The following is an 18,827-nucleotide window of genomic DNA, read 5'->3' on the forward strand; positions in this document are numbered from 1 at the left end:
AATCGTGGTGCCGGGAGATACTTAACATGTTAAGTGAATGCGTCAAACAGAATCTGACCTTGCTGCACTGCAAACATTTTGCGGTTTGAAAGGGCGTCATGACGAAGAGACCGGCTGATCCCGCCAACGCAAGCGCGCCTGCCGCACGGCAGGTTCCGATGCGCGACTTCTCGCGCTCGCTGCCGATGTCGCTGCTCAGGGCGCGCGAGGCGGTGATGCGGCAGTTTCGTCCCTCGCTGCGCGAGCACGGCCTGACCGAGCAGCAATGGCGCATCCTGCGCGCGCTGGCGGCCATCGAGGCCGCCGAGGTCACGGAACTCGCGCGCACCGCGTTCCTGCTCGGGCCAAGCCTGTCGCGCATCCTGCGCGATCTCGAGGCGCGCAATCTGATCGAGCGCAAGACCGCGAAGGCGGACCAGCGTCGCAGCATGGTCTCGATCTCGAAAGAGGGCGTGAAGCTGATGGCCTCCGTCGCGCCGACGTCGGAGGCGATCTACGCGGAGATCACCAGCCGCTTCGGCGCCCGCAAGCTCGCCGAATTGCAGGAGATGCTCGGCGAGCTCGAACAGAGTCTTGCGGGGCTCGGCGCCGGCAACGAGGCAAGTGCCGAGGAGTGAGGGCCAGGACCCGATCGTGCCGGACTTTGCGACCTGGGTCATCGCCGAAGGCAAGATGCTGGTGGCTAGCCGCGGCGGCAGAAGCTGCCGAAGGGCGCGCTGACCGGAACCGGAGCCACCTCGGGCGGGCGCGGCTTCGCCAACGGCATGCTGGCGTTCCATGTCGATCCCGAGGTGGTCGATACCTCCCATGTGTTCGATGCAGAGGTCTCGCGCCATGTCGACTTCATCCGCGCCACCAGGCCGGTGGTCGGGGCCGATCAGGTGCTGATTCCCGGCGATCCCGAGCGAAAAACCAGGGCCGAGCGCACCCAGAACGGCATCCCCTTGCCGGATGAGACCTGGGCGGCGATAGTGAATACCGCCCGCGAGGTCGGCGTCAGCGAAATCAGCATCCAGAGGGCGACCGCATAGGTCTTGCGTCATTGCGAGCGTAGCGCGGCGCTCCGGTTCGCGCTAACAGCGACGTCGCGCTGTCGCGGCGCTCGTCATGGTGACGACGGTCCAAACAACAAAGAAGGAAGGCAACGTGGCGAACAAGGTCAAGGAAATCTGGAAGTCGGGCAAGGCCGTGGTCAACGCGTGGCTCGCGATTCCCTCCGGCTTCTCGGCCGAGATGATCGCACAATGCGGCTTCGACAGCGTCACCGTCGACATGCAGCACGGCGTGCAGGACTATCTGTCGATGGTGCAGTGCTTCCAGGCGATGGACAAGCATCCCGTGACCCCGATGGTCCGCGTGCCCTGGAACGAGCCCGGCATCATCGGCAAGGTGCTCGACGGCGGCGCCTATGGCGTGATCTGCCCGATGGTCAATACGCCCCAGGAAGCCAGGAACCTCGTCTCCTATTCGAAATATCCGCCGCAGGGCGTGCGCTCCAACGGCCCGATCCGCGCCGGCATGTACGGCACCGCGGGCTCCTACCAGAAGACGGCGAACGCCGACACCATTCTGCTGCCGATGATGGAGACCAAAACCGCGGTCGAGAACATGGAAGCGATCCTCGACGTCGAGGGCATCGACGGCGTCTATATCGGCCCGTCCGACCTCGGCTTCTCCTACGGCCTCGAGCCCAAGCTCGATCGCACCGAGCCTGAGATCCTCGCGATCTACGACAAGATCATCAAGGAGTGCGGCAAGCGCGGCCTCAACCCGGGCATCCATTGCAGCGGCGCCGAAGGCGCGGCGCGCGCCATCAACATGGGCTTCAAGCTGGTGACGCTTTCGAACGAGGTCGGTATGATGACGACCTACGCCAAGATGCAAGTCAACGCGACCCGCAAGGATTCCGGCGGCAAGGCGTAAGCTTCCGTGTCCCGGACGCGGTGCAGCACCATAAGCGCGTTTACGCGCGTCTTTGACGCGCTATGGTGCCGCTCCGCAGAGCCGGGACCCGGTTGCCAGCCCAACACATGATGTGACACTGGGCCCCGGATCAGCAGCGCACCGCTTTCGCGCTGCGCAGCGTCCGGGGCACGATACCTAGAAGACCCAAGGAGACCTTCCATGACCATCAGCCCTGTCATCCGCCTGCATCCCGATGATGGCGTGCTGATCGCGCGCGCGAGCCTGCCGCCGGGAACATCGGTGGCCGACGGCGTGACCACGGTCGAGCGCATTCCCTCCGGCCACAAGGTCGCGATCAAGCCGATCGCCGTGGGCGAGCCGATCAGGCGCTACGGCCAGATCATCGGCTTTGCGACGGTACCGATCGCGCCGGGCCAGCACGTGCACACGCAGAACTGCGGCATGGGCGATTTCGCCAAGGACTATGCCTATTGCGTCGACGTCAAGCCGACGCCGAATTTCGACCTGCCGGCGACGTTCGAAGGCATCCGCCGCCCGGACGGCCGCGTCGCCACGCGCAACTATATCGGCATCCTCACTTCCGTGAATTGCAGCGCGCATGTCGCGAGCCTCGTCGCCGACGTCTTCAAGAAGAACCCCTTCAACGGCGACAATCCGCTGGCCGATTTTCCCAACGTCGACGGCGTGGTCGCGCTCACGCACAAGACCGGCTGCGGCATGACGCAGAACGAGCCCTTAGCGCTGCTTCGCCGCACGCTCGGCGGCTACGCGCGCCACGTCAATTTCTCCCACGTCATCGTGCTCGGCCTCGGCTGCGAGGTGAACCAGATCGGCGGCCTGATGGAGGAGCAGAAGCTCGCCGGCCGCCTCCGCGCGATGGACATCCAGGAGGTCGGCGGCACCCGCAAGACCGTGGAAGCGGGCATTGCCTTCGTGCGCGAGGCGCTGGCCGACGCCAACAAGGTGAAGCGCGAAACGGTGCCGGCAAGCGAGCTCACCGTTGCCCTGCAATGCGGCGGCTCCGACGGCTATTCCGGCGTATCAGCCAACCCGGCGCTGGGCGCCGCCAGCGACCTCATCGTGCGCCATGGTGGCACCGTGATCCTGTCGGAGACGCCGGAGACCTACGGCGCCGAGCACCTGCTCACCCGCCGCGCGGTCAGCCGCGAGGTCGGTGAGAAGCTGGTCGACCTCATGCGCTGGTGGGACGCGTACACCGAACGCGAAGGCGCCGAGATGAACGCCAATCCGAGCCCCGGCAACAAGGCCGGCGGTCTCACCACCATCCTGGAGAAGTCGCTCGGCGCGATGGCCAAGGCCGGCACCACCAACCTCGTCGAGGTGCTGCGCTACGCCGAGCCCATCACCAAGAAGGGCTTCGTGTTCATGGACACGCCCGGCTACGATCCCGTTGCGGCAACGGGCCAGGTCGCCGGCGGCGCCAATCTGGTCTGCTTCACCACCGGCCGTGGCAGCGTGTTCGGCTGCAAGCCGGCGCCTTCGATCAAGCTCGCCACCAACACGCCCATGTACAAGCGCATGGAAGAGGACATGGACGTCAATTGCGGCACCATCCTCGAAGGCGAGGAGAGCGTCGAGCAATGCGGCCAGCGCATCTTCGAGCTCATCCTCAAGACCGCCTCGGGCCAGCCGACCAAGAGCGAGAGTTTCGATTTCGGCGGCGCCGAGTTCGCACCCTGGGTGCTGGGCGCGACGATGTAGCGGTGCTGATGCACCTCGCTGCCGGACCGGCAGCACGAACAGCGGACACCTACGTAGTCATACGTAGGTGCCATATGACCGCAGGAGTTCCTGCGGTCACTCGGGGTTAATATTTCGCACCGTAATCGTGAGGTGATGCGGGCGACCTTTCGAGGGCGCTGCCTTCGTGAGGATTCGTCAACGATGACGCGTGCGATACGGCCGACTGGCGTGGAAAATCTCCTCGGCGAGGAGGAGCTGATCGTATCGAAGACCGATCTCAAGGGCCGCATCACCTACGCCAATGACATTTTCCTTCGCATGGCGAAATACAGCTATGCCGAGCTGATGGGCGCCCCCCATAGCCTGATCCGCCACCCCGACATGCCGCGCTGCGTCTTCAAGCTGCTCTGGGACACGCTTCAGTCCAGGCAGGAGATCTTCGCCTACGTCGTCAATCTGGCGAAGGACGGCAGTCATTACTGGGTGTTCGCCCACGTCACGCCGACGTTCGACGAGCGTGGCAATATCGTCGGCTATCACTCCAACCGCCGCAAGCCCGATCCGGCGCAGGTCGAACGCATCAAGCCGATCTACAAGACGCTGTGCGCGGAAGAGGCGCGGCATGCCAATGCCAAGGACGGCATGCATGCTAGCTTCGATGCGATGGTCGGCCTGCTCAAGCAACAGGGTGTCGGTTACGATGAATTTGTGCTCTCTCTCTAAGGCGCAGGGAGCGACCGCGCTCGCGTGTGTTCTCGCCGTCGTTGCGTTCGTCCTCTCGCTTCTCGGTGTGACCGGAATCTCCGGTGCGGCGCTGCCTGGCGCGACGATCGTGCTGCTCGGCTATGCCGTCTGGTGCCAGCGTCGCACGGCGGAGGCGGTCGATGAGGTCGCGGATGTGTGCCGCAAGGCGGCGCGCGGCGATCTCGAGGCGCGCATCCTGAGCGAGCGGCAAGCCGGGCGGATCGGCGCCATTCAGAAGTCGGTCAACGACATGCTCGACATCACCGACGCCTATCTGCGCGAAGCCTCGGCGTCGATGAACTACGCCAGCCGCGGCAAGTATTTCCGCAAGATCCTGGCGCGCGGATTGCCCGGCTCGTTCCGCCGTTCGGCCGCCGTCATCAATTCCGGCACCGACAGTCTCGGCCGCAGGGTCGTCGAGATTGCGGACCTCGCACAGCAGTTCGGCACGCATCTCGACCAGGTGGCCGGCACCCTCATGGGGGCCGCGACCGATCTCGAATCCGACGCCGGCCAGATGGCGGCGGCGGCCGAGAAGACCAGCCGGCAGACCTCCGGCGTGCTCAGCGCGTCCGACCATGCCTCGCGCAATGTCGCCACCGTCGCCAGCGCCGCGGAACAGCTTGCGTCCTCGATTGCCGAGATCGGCCGTCAGGTGACCGGCTCGACCGCGAGCACCGGACGCGCCGTGAACGAGGCCAATCGCGCCGGCAGCGAGATCCGCACGCTTGCGGATGCGGCGATGCGGATCGGCGACGTGGTCAAGCTGATCAGCGAGATCGCCGAGCAGACCAACCTCCTGGCGCTCAACGCCACGATCGAGGCGGCGCGTGCGGGCGAGGCCGGTCGCGGCTTCGCGGTGGTGGCCTCCGAGGTCAAGAGCCTCGCCAACCAGACCGCGAAGGCGACCGAGGAGATCAGCGCCAAGGTCGGCGAGATGCAGCAATCGACGACCAATTCGGTCGCAGCGGTCGAGGCGATCGCGCAGACCATCGCCGAGATCGACGGCATCACCGCTTCGATCGCGACCTCGATCGAGCAGCAGGGTCTTGCGACCCGCGAGATCGCTCGCAACGTCCAGGAGGCGTCGGCCGGCACCTCCCAGGTCTCCTCCAACGTCACAGGCATCAGCGAAGCCGCCGCCGACACCGGCCGCGTCGCGAGCCGCGTCAATAGCGCCTCCGAACGCGTCCATGGCGAGGTCGAGACGCTCAAGCGCGAGGTCACGCAGTTCCTGCAGCGGCTGACGTCCGCGGCGTAGCGTCATCCGAAGAGCACGCTGCCCTTCCTTCTCCCCTTGTGGGAGAAGGTGGCGCGAAGCGCCGGATGAGGGGTCTCTCTCCGCACGCACCACAGCGAGAGGCGTGTATGCGGACAGCACCCCTCACCCGTCTCGCCGCTATGCGGCGAGCCACCCTCTCCCACAAGGGGAGAGGGAAGCAGCGCGGCCTTGGCGACCACCGCACTCGGCCCGCACCTTGCATAGGCACCCTCTGCCCGTTGTTAGTGCTTGATCGCACTGACGTCAGGTGTTCTGCTCAAAAAAGCTGCTGGAGCACCGTACCCCGTGTCGATCTACGTCGCGTTACACCACGTCACGCACTACAAATACGACCGCCCGATCGATCTTGGCCCGCAGACCATCCGTCTGCGGCCGGCGCCGCACACGCGCACGCCGATCCTGAGCTATTCGCTCAAGGTCACGCCGGCCAACCATTTCGTGAACTGGCAGCAGGACCCGCAGGGCAACTGGCTGGCGCGCTACGTTTTTCCGGAGAAGACGACCGAGCTGAAATTCGAGGTCGATTTCACGGCGCAGATGACCGTGGTCAACCCGTTCGACTTCTTCGTCGAGCCCTATGCCGACAGCTTCCCGTTCGAATATCCCAAGGACCTGAAGACGGAGCTGGCGCCCTATCTCGAGACCGTCAAGCCGGATCGCCTGTTCGCGAAATTTCTCGACACGATCCCGCACGAAGCCCCGAACACCGTCAACTTCCTGGTCGATCTCAATCGCGAGCTTCAGAAGCACGTCCGCTACATCATCCGCATGGAGCCCGGCGTGCAGACGCCGGAGGAGACGCTCTCCTCTGGCGCCGGCTCGTGCCGCGACTCCGCCTGGCTCCTGATCCAGACGCTGCGCCATCTCGGGCTCGCCGCCCGTTTCGTCTCCGGCTACCTGATCCAGATCCGTCCCGACATCGATCCGATCGAGGGACCGCCCGAGGTCGAGAACGACTTTACCGACCTGCACGCCTGGGCCGAGGTCTACCTGCCGGGCGCGGGCTGGATCGGGTTCGACGCCACCTCCGGCATGCTGGCGGGCGAGGGGCATATCCCGGTGGCCGCCACGCCGCATTATCGCTCGGCCGCGCCGATCTCCGGCGGTGCCGGCTTTGCAGAGGTCGAGTTCGCCTTCGACATGAGCGTCAAGCGCATCCGCGAGGCGCCGCGCATCACCAAGCCGTTCTCCGACGAATCCTGGGCGCGACTCGACGATCTCGGCGAGCAGGTCGACGGCGATCTCGCGAGCGCGGATGTGCGGCTCACCATGGGCGGCGAACCGACCTTCGTCTCGGTCGACGATCTCGAGGCGGGGGAGTGGAACACGGAGGCCGTCGGCCCGACCAAGCGCGCGCTTGGCGACGATCTGATCCGCCGCCTGCGCACGCGCTTCGCGCCGGGCGGCCTGCTGCATTACGGCCAGGGCAAATGGTATCCCGGCGAGAGCCTGCCGCGCTGGGCCTTCGGCCTCTATTGGCGCAAGGACGGCGTGCCGATCTGGAAGAATGTTGACCTGATCGCCAAGATCGAGAATCCGCGGCCGGCCGGGACGAAGGACGCCGAGGCCTTTATCGAGGGCGCGGCGCTGCGGCTTGGGCTCGATCCCGGCTACATCATGCCGGCCTATGAGGACACCGCACTCTGGCTTCAGAAGGAAGCCGAGCTTCCCGTCAATGTCGATCCGACCGACTCCAAATTGTCAGATCCGGAGGCACGTGCGCGCATCGCGCGGGTGTTCGAGCAGGGCCTCAACACCCCGCGCGGATTCGTGCTGCCGGTGCAGCGCTGGAACGCGCCGCCGCGCTGGCGCAGCGAGCGCTGGACGCTGCGGCGCAACCATCTGTTCCTGACACCGGGCGATTCCCCGCTCGGCCTGCGCCTGCCGATCGGCTCGCTCGGCTACGTTCCGCCGAACCAATATCCCTACATCATCGAGCGCGACCCGATGGAGGCGCGGGGCAAGCTGCCGGTGTTCACGCTCGCCGCGCGCCCGGAAGCTCCGCCACGGGTCGCGCCCGAGAATCTCAACACGTCGGTTCCGGTGCGCACCGCGATGTCGGTCGAAGTCCGCGATGGCGTGCTCTGCGCCTTCATGCCGCCGGTCGAGCGCATCGAGGATTATCTCGAGCTGGTCGCGGCGCTGGAAGCGACCGCCGAGGAGATGCAGCTCCAGGTCCATGTCGAGGGTTATCCGCCGCCGTTCGACCCGCGCATCGAGGTCATCAAGGTGACGCCCGATCCCGGCGTCATCGAGATCAACATCCAGCCGGCCAAGAGCTGGCGCGATGCGGTCGACATCACCTCCGGCCTCTATGAGGACGCGGCGAAGGTGCGCCTCGGCGCCAACCGCTTCCTGGTCGACGGCCGCCACACCGGCACCGGCGGCGGCAATCACGTCGTCGTCGGCGGCTCCTCACCGCAGGACTCGCCGTTCCTGCGCCGGCCCGATCTGCTCAAGAGTCTGGTCTTGTACTGGCAGCGGCATCCGTCGCTGTCCTACTTCTTCTCCGGCCTCTTCATCGGCCCGACCAGCCAGGCGCCGCGCATCGACGAAGCGCGGCACGACAGCATCTACGAGCTCGAGATCGCGCTGTCGCACGTGCCGCCGCCGGGCTACCAGACGCCGTTGTGGCTGGTGGACCGGCTGTTCCGGCATCTGCTCGTCGACATCACCGGCAACACCCACCGCGCCGAGATCTGCATCGACAAGCTCTATTCGCCCGATGGTCCGACCGGGCGGCTCGGCCTTGTCGAATTCCGCGCGCTCGAAATGCCGCCGGATCCGCGCATGTCGCTGGCGCAGCAGCTGCTGATCCGCGCGCTGATCGCAAGGTTCTGGCGCGAGCCGCAACAAGGCAAGTTCGTGCGCTGGGGCACCGCGCTGCATGACCGCTACATGCTGCCGCATTTCATCTGGGAAGATTTTCTGGACGTGCTCTCCGAGCTGAAGCAGTTCGGCTATCCCTTCGAGCCGGAATGGTATCTGGCCCAGCTCGAATTCCGCTTCCCCGCCTTCGGCCGCGTCCATCATGGCGGCGTGACGCTGGAGCTGCGTCAGGCGCTGGAGCCCTGGCACGTGCTGGGCGAGGAGGGCTCGGCCGGCGGCACCGTGCGCTATGTCGACTCATCGGTCGAACGCCTCCAGGTCAAGGCGGAGGGTTTTGTCGAGGGCCGCCACATCATCACCTGCAACGGCCGCCGCCTGCCGATGACCTCGACCGGCCGTTCCTCGGAGGCCGTGGCCGGTGTCCGTTTCAAGGCCTGGCAGCCGGCCTCCGGCCTGCACCCGACGATTCCGGTTCACGCGCCCCTGACCTTCGACCTGATCGACACCTGGAACGGCCGCTCGCTCGGCGGCTGCGTCTATCACGTCGCCCATCCCGGCGGCCGCAGCTACGACACCAAGCCGGTCAACACCTACGAGGCCGAGGCGCGGCGGCTGGCGCGCTTCCAGGACCACGGCCATACGCCGGGTCCGATGCAGCCGCCGCCCGAGGAACGCACAAATGAGTTTCCGCTGACCCTCGACTTGCGAACCCCGCTCCTGCAATGAGTATGAGGGTGGGGCAGGGAGAGGCGCATGGGCGAGGGCGCAGCCGAAGGGGACGACAAGGCGGGTAGGGCGCAAAGCCAGCGCCGGCTCGCGCAATGGGTCCGCGACTATAGCCGCCTGCCTGGCATTCCCGACGAGTTCCTGGGGCCCGATGGCGCCCCGCGCGCGGTCTGGAGCCGCTTCTTCGATGCCTTCGGGGCGCTTGCGCCCGACGAGATCGAGCGGCGGTTCGGCATGGCCGACCGTCACCTCCGCGAGGCCGGCGTCACCTACCGCGCCCCCGGCGACAGTGCCGACCGGCCGTGGTCGCTCAGCCATCTGCCGCTGCTGATCGACGAGGCCGACTGGAAGCAGCTCTGCGACGGCATCACCCAGCGCGCCGAGCTGCTCGAACTCGTGCTGCGCGACATCTATGGCGAGGGCCGGCTGGTCGCGGAAGGCGCGCTGCCGGCGGCCGCGATCGCCGGCAGTCCCGAATATCTCCGTCCCGTCTGCGGCGTGCCGCCGCCGGGCGGACGCTACCTCTCGCTCTATGCCGCCGACGTCGGCCGCGGGCCCGACGGCCGCTGGTGGGTGCTCGGTGACCGCACGCAGGCGCCATCGGGCGCGGGCTACGCGCTGGAGAACCGCCTGGTGCTCTCGCGCGCCTTCTCCGATCTCTACAAGTCGATGAACGTGCCGCGGGTCGCGCCGTTCTTCGAGGCGTTTCGCGACAGCCTGCGCGCGCGCGCCGATCGCGACGAGCCGCGGATCGGCGTGCTCACCCCCGGCAGCTTCAGCGAGACCTATTTCGAGCACGCGACGCTGGCGCGCTATCTCGGCTTCCTCCTGGTCGAGGGCGACGATCTCGCCGTCAGCGACAACCGCGTCCACATCCGTACCGTCGCGGGCCTCAAGCGGCTCGACGTGCTGCTCCGCCGCGTCGATTCCAACTCGCTCGATCCGCTCGAGCTCGATGCCTCTTCGCGGCTGGGGGTGCCCGGCCTCATCGACGTGCTGCGCAAGGACGGCGTCGTCGTCGCCAACATGCCTGGCTCCGGTGTGCTGGAGGCGAGGGCGATGCTCGGCTTCCTGCCGGCGCTCAGCCGCCGCCTGCTCGGCGAAGAGCTGAAGATGCCGCACATCGCGACCTGGTGGTGCGGCCAGCGCATCGCGCGCGACGAGGTGTTGTCGCGGCTCGACGAGGTCGCGATCGAGGGCGCCTACCGGCGCGGCGTTCCCGGTTTCGACAGCAACGGTCCGGTGCTCGCGAGCGAGCTCGACGCCGGCGGGCGCCAGCGCCTGATCGACGCCATCGGCACACGCGGCATGGACTATGTCGGCCAGGAGGTGGTGCGGCTCTCGACCATGCCGGTGTGGGAGCAGGGCCAGATCACGCCGCGCCCGTTCGTGCTGCGCGTGTTCGCCGCCGCCACGCCCGACGGCTGGGCCATCATGCCCGGCGGCTTCTGCCGCATCGCCGAACAGGCCGATGCGCGCGCGGTGTCGATGGGCGACGGCGCGCGCGCCGCCGACGTCTGGGTCGTCTCGGGCAAGCAGGTCTCGACCGCGACGCTGCTGCCCGCGACCGACAAGGTGCGGATCCGCCGCATCGCCGGCGTGCTGCCGAGCCGTGCCGCCGACAATCTGTTCTGGCTCGGCCGCTATCTCGAACGCGCCGAGGCGACGCTGCGGCTGGTGCGCGCGCTGGGCTCGCCCAGCGGGCCCAACAAGGGCACCGCGGCCTCGCTGCAATCGGCCGAACGGATCCAGCGCCTGCTGGTGGCCTGGGGCGCGATCTCGCAGACCTCGCGCGCGGCGCCGGGGCGCATCGCCGCCGAGGCGTTGCAGAGCGCGGAGCGTTTCGGCTCGGCCTTGTCGCTGGTGCGCGCGGCGCAGCGCACCGCGACCTCCCTGCGCGAGCGGCTGTCGCCCGATGCATGGCAGGTCATCACCGAGATGGCCGAGCGCCTCGCCTACGAGGTCGAGGACGACGACAGCGTGCTGAGCGCGGCCGAGCTGACCTTGCAGGAGCTGGCGAGCTTTGCCGGCCTTGCGCAGGAGAACATGAACCGCGCCGCCGGCTGGCGCTTCCTCGACATCGGCCGCCGCACCGAGCGCGCCATCAACACGGCGCGCTTCGCCCGCCAGTTCGCCTATGACGAGGCCGGCGACGAGGATCTCGACATCCTGCTGACGCTGGTGGATTCCCAGATCACCTATCGCTCGCGCTATCTGCTGGCGCCGATCCTGGCACCGGTGCGCGACCTCGCGGTGCTCGACAGCTACAACCCGCGTTCGGTGGCGTTCCAGGTGGCGATGCTGAACGAGCACATCGCGGCGCTGCCGAGCCTGAAGGAGCACGGCCTGATCGAGCAGCCGCAACGGCTCGCGGTCGCGGTGCAGGCGATGCTGGCGACGGCCGAGGCCGAGAAGCTCGAGGTCAAGACGCTGTTCTCGCTGGAGCAGGATTTGCTCAGCCTCGCCGAGGCGATCGGGCTGCATTACTTCCCGCATGGCCCGAACGCCAGCCGGCCGGAAAAGCTGACGGGGCTGGCGTGATCTACGACATCCGTCACGTCACCACGTACGAGTACGAGAGTCCGGTCAGCTTCGCCCGCTGCACGCTGCGGCTGGAGCCGAGGGGCGGCGTCGGGCAGGAGCTGATCTCGCACCATGTCGAGATTCGTCCGCGCCCCTCCGAGCGCAATGTTCGCCGCGATTTCTTCGGCACGCTGACCGAGAGCGTCGTGATCGAGGCCGCGCATCGCAACTTGCGCATCGACTCGCGCTCGCGCGTCTCGGTCTCGCGCCAGCCGCCGGCACGCGATGCTGGCAGCCCGGCCTGGGAGAGCATTCGCGACATCGCGTTCGAGGCGACCAGCCTCGGGCCGTCCTCGCCGGTCGGCTACGTCTTTGCGAGCCCGCTGGTGCCGGTGCTGCGTCCGGTCAGCGCCTATGCGGCTTTGAGCTTTGCGCCCGGCGCGGGCATCCTCGCCGGCGCGGTCGATCTCATGCACCGCATCCGCACCGAGTTTCGCTACGATCCCAAGGCGACGGTGATTTCGACGCCGCTCAACGAGGTCTTCGACAAGCGGCATGGCGTCTGCCAGGACTTTGCCCATGTGATGATCGCAGGACTGCGCGGGCTCGGTCTTCCGGCGGCTTATGTCAGCGGCTATTTGCGCACCATTCCGCCGCCGGGCCAGCCGCGGCTGCAAGGCGCCGACGCCACCCACGCCTGGGTATCGCTGTGGTGCGGGGCGGAGCTCGGCTGGGTCGATTTCGATCCGACCAACGATCTTCTGGTCGCCAATGACCATATCGTGCTCGCGGTCGCGCGCGACTTCTCCGACGTCTCGCCGGTCGATGGTATCATCGTCGGTTCGCCGAAGCAGAAGCTCGGCGTCGCCGTCGATGTGCTGCTGGTGGAATGATCGCGGGCCTCCGCCGTCCCGGCATCGTCCAGGACGATGCAGGCGCATGCGTCAGCCGGCGGTCCATTCCGGTGCCCTCTAGCCGACGTCCGATAAAGCGAATTTTGATGTGTGTCCGGCGGCCGCAGTCCTGCATGGCCCGCCCTGGATGCATCGCGCCGCGACAGCAGCCGCGATGTCGCAGCGCGCAACTGCAGCAAATTTCCGTATTTTTGGTCCCGGATTTGGTCACCCGGCCCAAGATGGGCTATGCTGGCCGTTGCGTCGAGGACAGGAATGAGACGTCGGGAGTTGACGTGGGACACCACCGACAAGCGGGGCTGCATCCATGATGACGTTGCCGAGACTGGCGGCCGAATCCCTGGAGAAGTTGCTGGGGACATTCATGCGTCGCCGGTACGACGAGCCCTCTGCCAGGGTGCTGGAGGGCTCGACGCGCACCGCGATGGAATGCATCGGCAACAGCGACGCGCTCTACCACAACATCGAGCACACGATGCTGGTGACGCTGGCCGCCCAGGCCATCCTCACGGGACGCAATCTCCATGCGCATCTTGCGGCGGAGGACTACCTCCATATCCTGATCGCCTGTCTTGCGCACGACATCGGCTATGTTCGCGGCCTGTTTCCGGAGGATGACGAAGACGGTTTCATCATCGACGAGGCCGGGACCAAGGTGTCGCTGCCGCGCGGCGCCTCGGATGCCAGTTTGATGATGTATCACGTTGATCGTTCGAAACTTTTCGTGCGGCGGCGGCTGCCGCCGATCCGCGGCATCGACAGCGAGCGCGTCGCCCGCGCCATCGAGGGAACACGCTTCCCGGCCCGCGAAGGGCAGGAGTATGACGACGAGGCCTCGATCCTGCGCGCCGCCGACTTCATCGGCCAGCTCGGCGATCCCAACTATCTGCGCAAGGCCAATGCGCTCTATTACGAATTCGAGGAGGTCGGCATCAACCGCCAGCTCGGCTACGATTCGCCCGCCGACATCGTGAACCGCTATCCACAATTCTACTGGAACAGCGTCGCACCGCATATTCAGACCGAGATCGGCTACCTCAACAAGACCGAGATCGGCCGGCAGTGGATAGCCAACCTCTACAGCAACGTGTTCCGCGCCGAGCGCGAGATATCGCTGTCGGGCCCGCAGAAGTAGGTCGGCCCTCGTAGCCCGGATGAGCGAAGCGATATCCGGGTCCGGTTTCGCCAAACCCCGGATGTCGCTTCGCTCATCCGGGCTACGACCTCGCAAATCCGTGAGAAAATCATGCAACAAAAAAACATCACCACGGATGTCCTCGACATCGCCTATCTCGAATACGGCACGCCTGATGGCTGGCCCTGCATCATGGGCCACGGCTTCCCCTACGACGTGAACGCCTATGCCGAGACTGCGCCGATCATCGCGCAGGCCGGCGCACGGGTGCTGGTGCCCTGGCTGCGCGGCTACGGGCCGACGCGGTTTCGTTTCCCCGAAACGCTGCGCTCCGGCGAGCAGGCGGCGCTGGGCGCCGACCTGCTCGCCTTCATGGACGCGCTTCGCATCGAACGTGCGGTCGTCGGCGGCTATGACTGGGGCGGCCGCGCGGCCTGCGTGGTTGCGGCGCTGTACCCAGCGCGCGTTGTCGGGCTCGTCTCCGGCAATTCCTACAACATCCAGGACATCGCCCGCTCCATGGAGCCGGGCGCCCCGGCGCATGAGGCGGCGCTCTGGTATCAATATCTCTTCCACAACGAGCGCGGCCGCCGCGCGCTGGAGCGCAACCGGCGCGGCTTCGCCCGCCAGCTCTGGTCGATGTGGTCGCCGACATGGGCCTTTGACGATGCGACATTCGAGCGGAGCGCGATCTCGTTCGACAATCCTGACTTCGTCGATGTGGTGATTCACTCCTACCGCCACCGCTACGCGCTGGTCGCGGGCGATCCCGCCTATGCCGGGATCGAGGAAAGGCTTGCGGCACAACCGCCGATCCGCGTCCCGACGATCGCAATCGACGGCGACAGCGACGGCGTCGATCCCGGCACCGCCCATCACGCGCGCAAGTTCGAGGGCTTTTTCGAGCGGCGCGTGTTCGCGGGCGCCGGTCATAACCTGCCGCAGGAGCGGCCGGCCGAATGGGCGCAGGCCGTAGCCGATGTTCGCAAGGCTGCTGCCGGGTCCTGAATTTCGCGATCGCAGGAACTTTTCGCCGGTCCCGCCGTCCAATCCCGAGCTGCGCGTTGAGCTGCGAGGGAGATGACCATGAGCGAGGAAAGCAAGCCGAGCGGACCGGATCTGACCAAAGGCGTGGCGCTCACCGCGTTCAAGGACGGCAAGCTGCTCGGCCATGTCGGCGAGGAAGATGTGCTACTGGTCCAGGCGGGCGGCGAGGTCTTTGCGATCGAGCCCGCCTGCAGCCATTATCACGGCCCGCTCGCCGAAGGCCTGGTGGTGGACGACACCATCCGCTGTCCTTGGCATCACGCCTGCTTCTCCTTGCGATCAGGCGAGGCGACGCGCCCGCCCGCCCTCAACGCGTTGGCGGTATGGGAGGTGACGCGGGACCAGGAGAGCATCATCGTTCAGCGCAAGCGTGAGGCACCGAAGCCGCCGGCGACGCACCGCAGCGCGCCGGCGCCCGAGAAATTCGTCATCGTCGGCGGCGGCGCGGCCGGCTTTGCGGCGGCCGAGATGCTCCGGCGCGAGGGCTTTGCCGGCGCCATCACCATGCTCAGCAATGACGGCGCCATGCCGGTCGACCGGCCGAACCTCTCCAAGGACTATCTCGCCGGCAACGCACCGGAGGATTGGCTGCCGCTGCGGGGCGAGGACTACTATCAGGACGCCGGCATCGATCTCAGGCTGAACACGAATGTCTCCGCGATCGATGCGAAGACGCGTAGCGTCACGCTGGGCAATGGCGACAGACTGCCGTTCGACCGGCTGCTGCTCGCGACCGGCGCCGAGCCGGTCAAATTGCAGATTCCGGGCGCCGACCAACCCCATGTCCACACCTTGCGGTCTGTCGCCGACAGCCGCGCCATCATCAAGGCCACGGGCAGCGCGAGGCGCGTGCTGGTGATCGGCGCCAGCTTCATTGGCCTCGAAGTCGCGGCCTCGTTGCGGGCACGCAAGCTGGAGGTCCATGTGGTCGCTCCAGAGGAGCGGCCGATGCAGCGCGTGCTCGGACCGGAGATGGGCGATTTCGTTCGCGCACTCCATGAAGAGAATGGCGTCAAGTTCCACCTCGGGGACACTGTGGAGAGGCTCGACGGTACGCGCGCGACGCTGAAGAGCGGCGGCGTCATCGAGGCCGACCTCGTCGTGGTCGGCATCGGCGTCAAGCCGCGCCTTGCGCTGGCCGAGAAGGCGGGGCTTGCGGCGGATCGCGGTGTCAGCGTGAGCGAATATCTCGAAACCAGCATCGCCGGCATCTTTGCGGCTGGCGACATCGCGCGCTGGCCCGATCCGCATTCGCGGCAAACCATCCGCGTCGAGCACTGGGTGGTGGCGGAGCGGCAGGGCCAGACCGCGGCGCGCAACATGCTGGGCCGGCGCGAACGCTTCGATGCCGTGCCGTTCTTCTGGAGCCAGCATTACGATGTGCCGATCAACTATGTCGGCCACGCCGAGAGTTTTGACGACATCGCGATCGACGGCAGCATTGCAGGCAAGGACTGTCTGCTGAAGTACCGCAGTCGCGGACGCGTGCTTGCGGTCGCCTCGATTTACCGCGATCTCGACAGTCTCAAAGCCGAGCTCGACATGGAGCGGCGGGGCGCGTGAGCCCCTGCCGTCGCTTGGCCGTACCCCGGCGAGCCAATTCACCCGCCGGATTGTCGCAGGCGAGGAGCCGGGACGACCGGGCGGCCCTCGCATTTTTCGCACGTACGCCACGGCGGACGCATCTGGGCCAGTGTCGAGGTGGGCAAGGGCGCGGCGTTCTATTTCAGCATTCCGGACTGAAGCGTCACATTCGATCTTGATTTGCGTCAATGTTGCTGCCGGTGAGGGCTGCTTTGCTGGCTGTCGTCCGGGTGCGGTGCGTGCTATTCTGGCGTGTGCCCGCGGGCTTCGCATGCAGGAGTGACCGCCATGACAAGTGCTTCGGATACGTCTCACCATCCCAGCCTCGGCTCGGGCATCGCCGCGCTGCATGCCAAATGGGGATGGATCGTCGCGCTCGGTGTCGTCTATCTCATCGCCGGCTTCGTCGCGCTCGGCAGCATGGTGATGGCGACGGTGGCGAGCGTGATCGTGGTCGGCGCGATGATGATCGTCGCCGGGGTCACCGAAATCATCGGCGCGTTCCAGATGAAGAGCTGGGGCAAGTTCCTGATCTGGGCTCTGCTTGGCGTGCTCTACGTCGTCGCAGGCTTCCTGACCTTCGAGAATCCGCTGTTTGCTGCAGCGTTGTTGACCCTGTTCCTCGGCGCCTCGCTGCTCGCCTCGGGCGCCGTCAGGCTGTTTCTCGCCTTCAGCATGAAGCGCGAGAGCCCGTGGGTCTGGGTCGCGCTCTCGGCCGTGATTACGCTGCTGCTCGGATTGTTGATCCTGGCGCGCTGGCCGGTGAACAGCGTCTATATCCTGGGCCTGTTTCTCGGCATCGACCTGATCATGGCAGGTGCCGGCTGGGTCAGCCTGGGCTTCAGCCTGCGGCGGCGCCACTAACCAGCAACTCGACGCAAGACCGTGTTGCGGAACTCCGGTGATCTGACGCGCTGATAAAAAGCAGCGCGCCGCGCGTTCGCCTGATGGCGCCACGCGGCGATAATCATCCGGGAGAAACCATGAAAGCCGCTTTGGCCCTGGCCGCAGCATTGGCTGCCGCCTGCCTGTCCACGCCCGTCTCCGCACAAAAGTCCTACGGCCCCGGTGTCAGCGACACCGAGATCAAGATCGGCAACACGATGCCCTATAGCGGCCCTGCGTCGCCGCTCAGCATCACCGGCAAGGTCATCGCGGCCTATTTCGACGAGGTCAACGACAAGGGCGGCGTCAACGGCCGCAAGCTCAATCTGATCTCGCTGGACGATGCGTTCTCGCCGCCCAAGACCATGGAGGCGGCGCGGCGGCTGGTCGAGAGCGACGGCGTCGCCTTCATCTTCGCCACCATGGGCACGGCGCCGAGCTCGGCGATCGCGAAATATCTCAACAGCAACAAGGTGCCGCAGCTCTTTCTGATCAGCTCGGCCTCGAAGTGGAACGATCCCGTCAACATGCCGTGGTCGATGGCGCTGCCCTGGGCGCCGAACTACACCAGCGAGGCCGCGATCGACGTCGCCTATGCCCGCGCCAAGAACCCGAATGCGCGGTTCGCCGTGCTCTATCAGAACGACGACGCCGGCAAGGAATATCTGCGCGGCGTCAAGGAAGCGCTCGGCGCCGACGCCGACAAGGCGATCGCGATGGCCTCGAGCTTCGAGGTTGCCGATCCGACCGTCGATTCCCAGGTGCTGACGCTCGCCAACACCAAGGCCGATGTCTTCCTGATCTATTCGGTGACGCCGCGCGCCTGCGCGCAGGCGGTCCGGAAGGCGCACGAGGTCGGCTGGCAACCGCAGCGCTTCATCGCCAGCGGTTGCGCCAACAAGGCCACCGTGATGGTGCCGGCCGGCCTCGATGCCGGCAAGGGCGTGCTGTCGCTCGGCTCGCTCAAGCCGTTCGTCGAGCAGCCGAAGGACGATCCGGCGATGACGGCCTATATCGACTTCATGAAGAAGCGCCTGCCCAACGCCGACATCAACAATGTCGCGGGTCTCTACGGCTACACCGTCGCCGAGGCCCTGGTGGTCCTGCTGAAGCAGTGCAAGGACAATCTGACGCGCGAGAACATCATGGCGCAGGCGGCCAACTTGAAGAACGTGCCGCTGTCGCTCCTGATGCCCGGCATCACGCTCAACACCACGCCGCAGGATTTCCGCCCCATCAAGGACGGCTATATGCTCCAGTTCGACGGCAACGACTGGGTGGTTGCGAGCGAGCTGCTGCGCGGGACGTGAGGCAGTGGGTGGCTATCGCGGTTGATGACGGCGCATCCTTCGAGACGCCCGCTTTCGCGGGCTCCTCAGGATGAGGGCGGAGTGCGCGGCAGCAGGTTCGACAGGCGCGAATGCCGCTTAGCCTCACCCCGAGGAGACCGCACAGCGGTCGTCTCGAAGGGCGTGCGCTCCACCTATCGCGGAAGGCCAGGGCCGATCACGCTCAGCGAACAGGAGAC

At 66.5% G+C, this 18,827-nt stretch carries 13 protein-coding genes and 1 pseudogene; all 14 read left to right on the forward strand.

Translation table 11 applies throughout. The features are described 5' to 3' along the window. The first annotated feature begins 98 nt into the window (after positions 1-98). The 14 genes and pseudogenes from hpaR (at position 99) to A3M7_RS0111525 (ending at position 18,609) form a co-directional block, all read left to right on the forward strand. Entirely contained in the window at positions 99-617 is a 519-nt protein-coding gene (gene hpaR / locus A3M7_RS0111455) for a homoprotocatechuate degradation operon regulator HpaR (protein ID WP_027544067.1), read from the forward strand. Then, positions 583-1,031, forward strand: a pseudogene (locus A3M7_RS0111465) (Ldh family oxidoreductase); the annotation flags it as partial. The gene hpaR and the pseudogene A3M7_RS0111465, both read left to right, overlap by 35 nt. Positions 1,032-1,146: 115 nt before the next feature. Continuing rightward, entirely contained in the window at positions 1,147-1,923 is a 777-nt protein-coding gene (locus A3M7_RS0111470; protein ID WP_027544069.1) for an HpcH/HpaI aldolase/citrate lyase family protein, read from the forward strand. Between the two features lie 201 nt (positions 1,924-2,124). After that, positions 2,125-3,648: a UxaA family hydrolase gene (locus A3M7_RS0111475; RefSeq protein ID WP_027544070.1), complete on the forward strand. Its 1,524-nt coding sequence runs from the start codon at positions 2,125-2,127 to the stop codon at positions 3,646-3,648. A gap of 183 nt (positions 3,649-3,831) precedes the next feature. Beyond that, positions 3,832-4,353, forward strand: coding sequence for a PAS domain-containing protein (locus A3M7_RS0111480; RefSeq protein WP_027544071.1), 522 nt, complete (start codon positions 3,832-3,834; stop codon positions 4,351-4,353). After that, positions 4,331-5,635, forward strand: a complete 1,305-nt coding sequence (locus tag A3M7_RS0111485) for a methyl-accepting chemotaxis protein (protein ID WP_027544072.1) — start codon at positions 4,331-4,333, stop codon at positions 5,633-5,635. The genes A3M7_RS0111480 and A3M7_RS0111485 overlap by 23 nt, the downstream gene beginning before the upstream one ends. Positions 5,636-5,941: 306 nt before the next feature. After that, the gene (locus A3M7_RS0111490) at positions 5,942-9,211 is read left to right on the forward strand and encodes a DUF2126 domain-containing protein (RefSeq protein ID WP_027544073.1); all 3,270 of its coding nucleotides are present in this window, start codon (positions 5,942-5,944) and stop codon (positions 9,209-9,211) included. Positions 9,212-9,238: 27 nt separating this feature from the next. Continuing rightward, entirely contained in the window at positions 9,239-11,752 is a 2,514-nt protein-coding gene (locus A3M7_RS0111495) for a circularly permuted type 2 ATP-grasp protein (protein WP_027544074.1), read from the forward strand. Then, on the forward strand, positions 11,749-12,627 hold the full coding sequence (locus A3M7_RS0111500; RefSeq protein WP_027544075.1) for a transglutaminase family protein: 879 nt from the start codon (positions 11,749-11,751) through the stop codon (positions 12,625-12,627). The genes A3M7_RS0111495 and A3M7_RS0111500 overlap by 4 nt, the downstream gene beginning before the upstream one ends. A gap of 328 nt (positions 12,628-12,955) precedes the next feature. After that, a complete protein-coding gene (locus A3M7_RS0111505) occupies positions 12,956-13,783 on the forward strand; it encodes an HD domain-containing protein (protein ID WP_027544076.1) in 828 nt (275 codons plus the stop codon). Between the two features lie 111 nt (positions 13,784-13,894). After that, positions 13,895-14,791 (forward strand): alpha/beta fold hydrolase, encoded by an 897-nt coding sequence (locus A3M7_RS0111510; RefSeq protein WP_027544077.1) that lies wholly within the window; start codon positions 13,895-13,897, stop codon positions 14,789-14,791. A 78-nt stretch (positions 14,792-14,869) separates the two neighbouring features. Beyond that, positions 14,870-16,393, forward strand: a complete 1,524-nt coding sequence (locus tag A3M7_RS0111515) for an FAD-dependent oxidoreductase (protein ID WP_027544078.1) — start codon at positions 14,870-14,872, stop codon at positions 16,391-16,393. Between the two features lie 309 nt (positions 16,394-16,702). Then, entirely contained in the window at positions 16,703-17,278 is a 576-nt protein-coding gene (locus A3M7_RS0111520) for an HdeD family acid-resistance protein (RefSeq protein WP_027544079.1), read from the forward strand. Positions 17,279-17,397: 119 nt separating this feature from the next. After that, positions 17,398-18,609, forward strand: coding sequence for an ABC transporter substrate-binding protein (locus A3M7_RS0111525; RefSeq protein ID WP_027544080.1), 1,212 nt, complete (start codon positions 17,398-17,400; stop codon positions 18,607-18,609). The last annotated feature ends 218 nt before the right edge of the window (positions 18,610-18,827 follow it).

The sequence above is a fragment of the Bradyrhizobium sp. WSM2254 genome, from assembly GCF_000472645.1.
Classification (GTDB): domain Bacteria; phylum Pseudomonadota; class Alphaproteobacteria; order Rhizobiales; family Xanthobacteraceae; genus Bradyrhizobium; species Bradyrhizobium niftali.

What these genes read in the sequence shown, in the direction of transcription:
- A3M7_RS0111520 (WP_027544079.1), top strand. Translation starts at nt 16,703, where the DNA reads ATGACAAGTGCTTCGGATACGTCTCACCATCCCAGCCTCGGCTCGGGC.
- A3M7_RS0111475 (WP_027544070.1), top strand. Translation starts at nt 2,125, where the DNA reads ATGACCATCAGCCCTGTCATCCGCCTGCATCCCGATGATGGCGTGCTG.
- A3M7_RS0111525 (WP_027544080.1), top strand. Translation starts at nt 17,398, where the DNA reads ATGAAAGCCGCTTTGGCCCTGGCCGCAGCATTGGCTGCCGCCTGCCTG.
- A3M7_RS0111505 (WP_027544076.1), top strand. Translation starts at nt 12,956, where the DNA reads ATGATGACGTTGCCGAGACTGGCGGCCGAATCCCTGGAGAAGTTGCTG.
- A3M7_RS0111510 (WP_027544077.1), top strand. Translation starts at nt 13,895, where the DNA reads ATGCAACAAAAAAACATCACCACGGATGTCCTCGACATCGCCTATCTC.
- hpaR (WP_027544067.1), top strand. Translation starts at nt 99, where the DNA reads ATGACGAAGAGACCGGCTGATCCCGCCAACGCAAGCGCGCCTGCCGCA.
- A3M7_RS0111480 (WP_027544071.1), top strand. Translation starts at nt 3,832, where the DNA reads ATGACGCGTGCGATACGGCCGACTGGCGTGGAAAATCTCCTCGGCGAG.
- A3M7_RS0111485 (WP_027544072.1), top strand. Translation starts at nt 4,331, where the DNA reads ATGAATTTGTGCTCTCTCTCTAAGGCGCAGGGAGCGACCGCGCTCGCG.
- A3M7_RS0111515 (WP_027544078.1), top strand. Translation starts at nt 14,870, where the DNA reads ATGAGCGAGGAAAGCAAGCCGAGCGGACCGGATCTGACCAAAGGCGTG.
- A3M7_RS0111495 (WP_027544074.1), top strand. Translation starts at nt 9,239, where the DNA reads ATGGGCGAGGGCGCAGCCGAAGGGGACGACAAGGCGGGTAGGGCGCAA.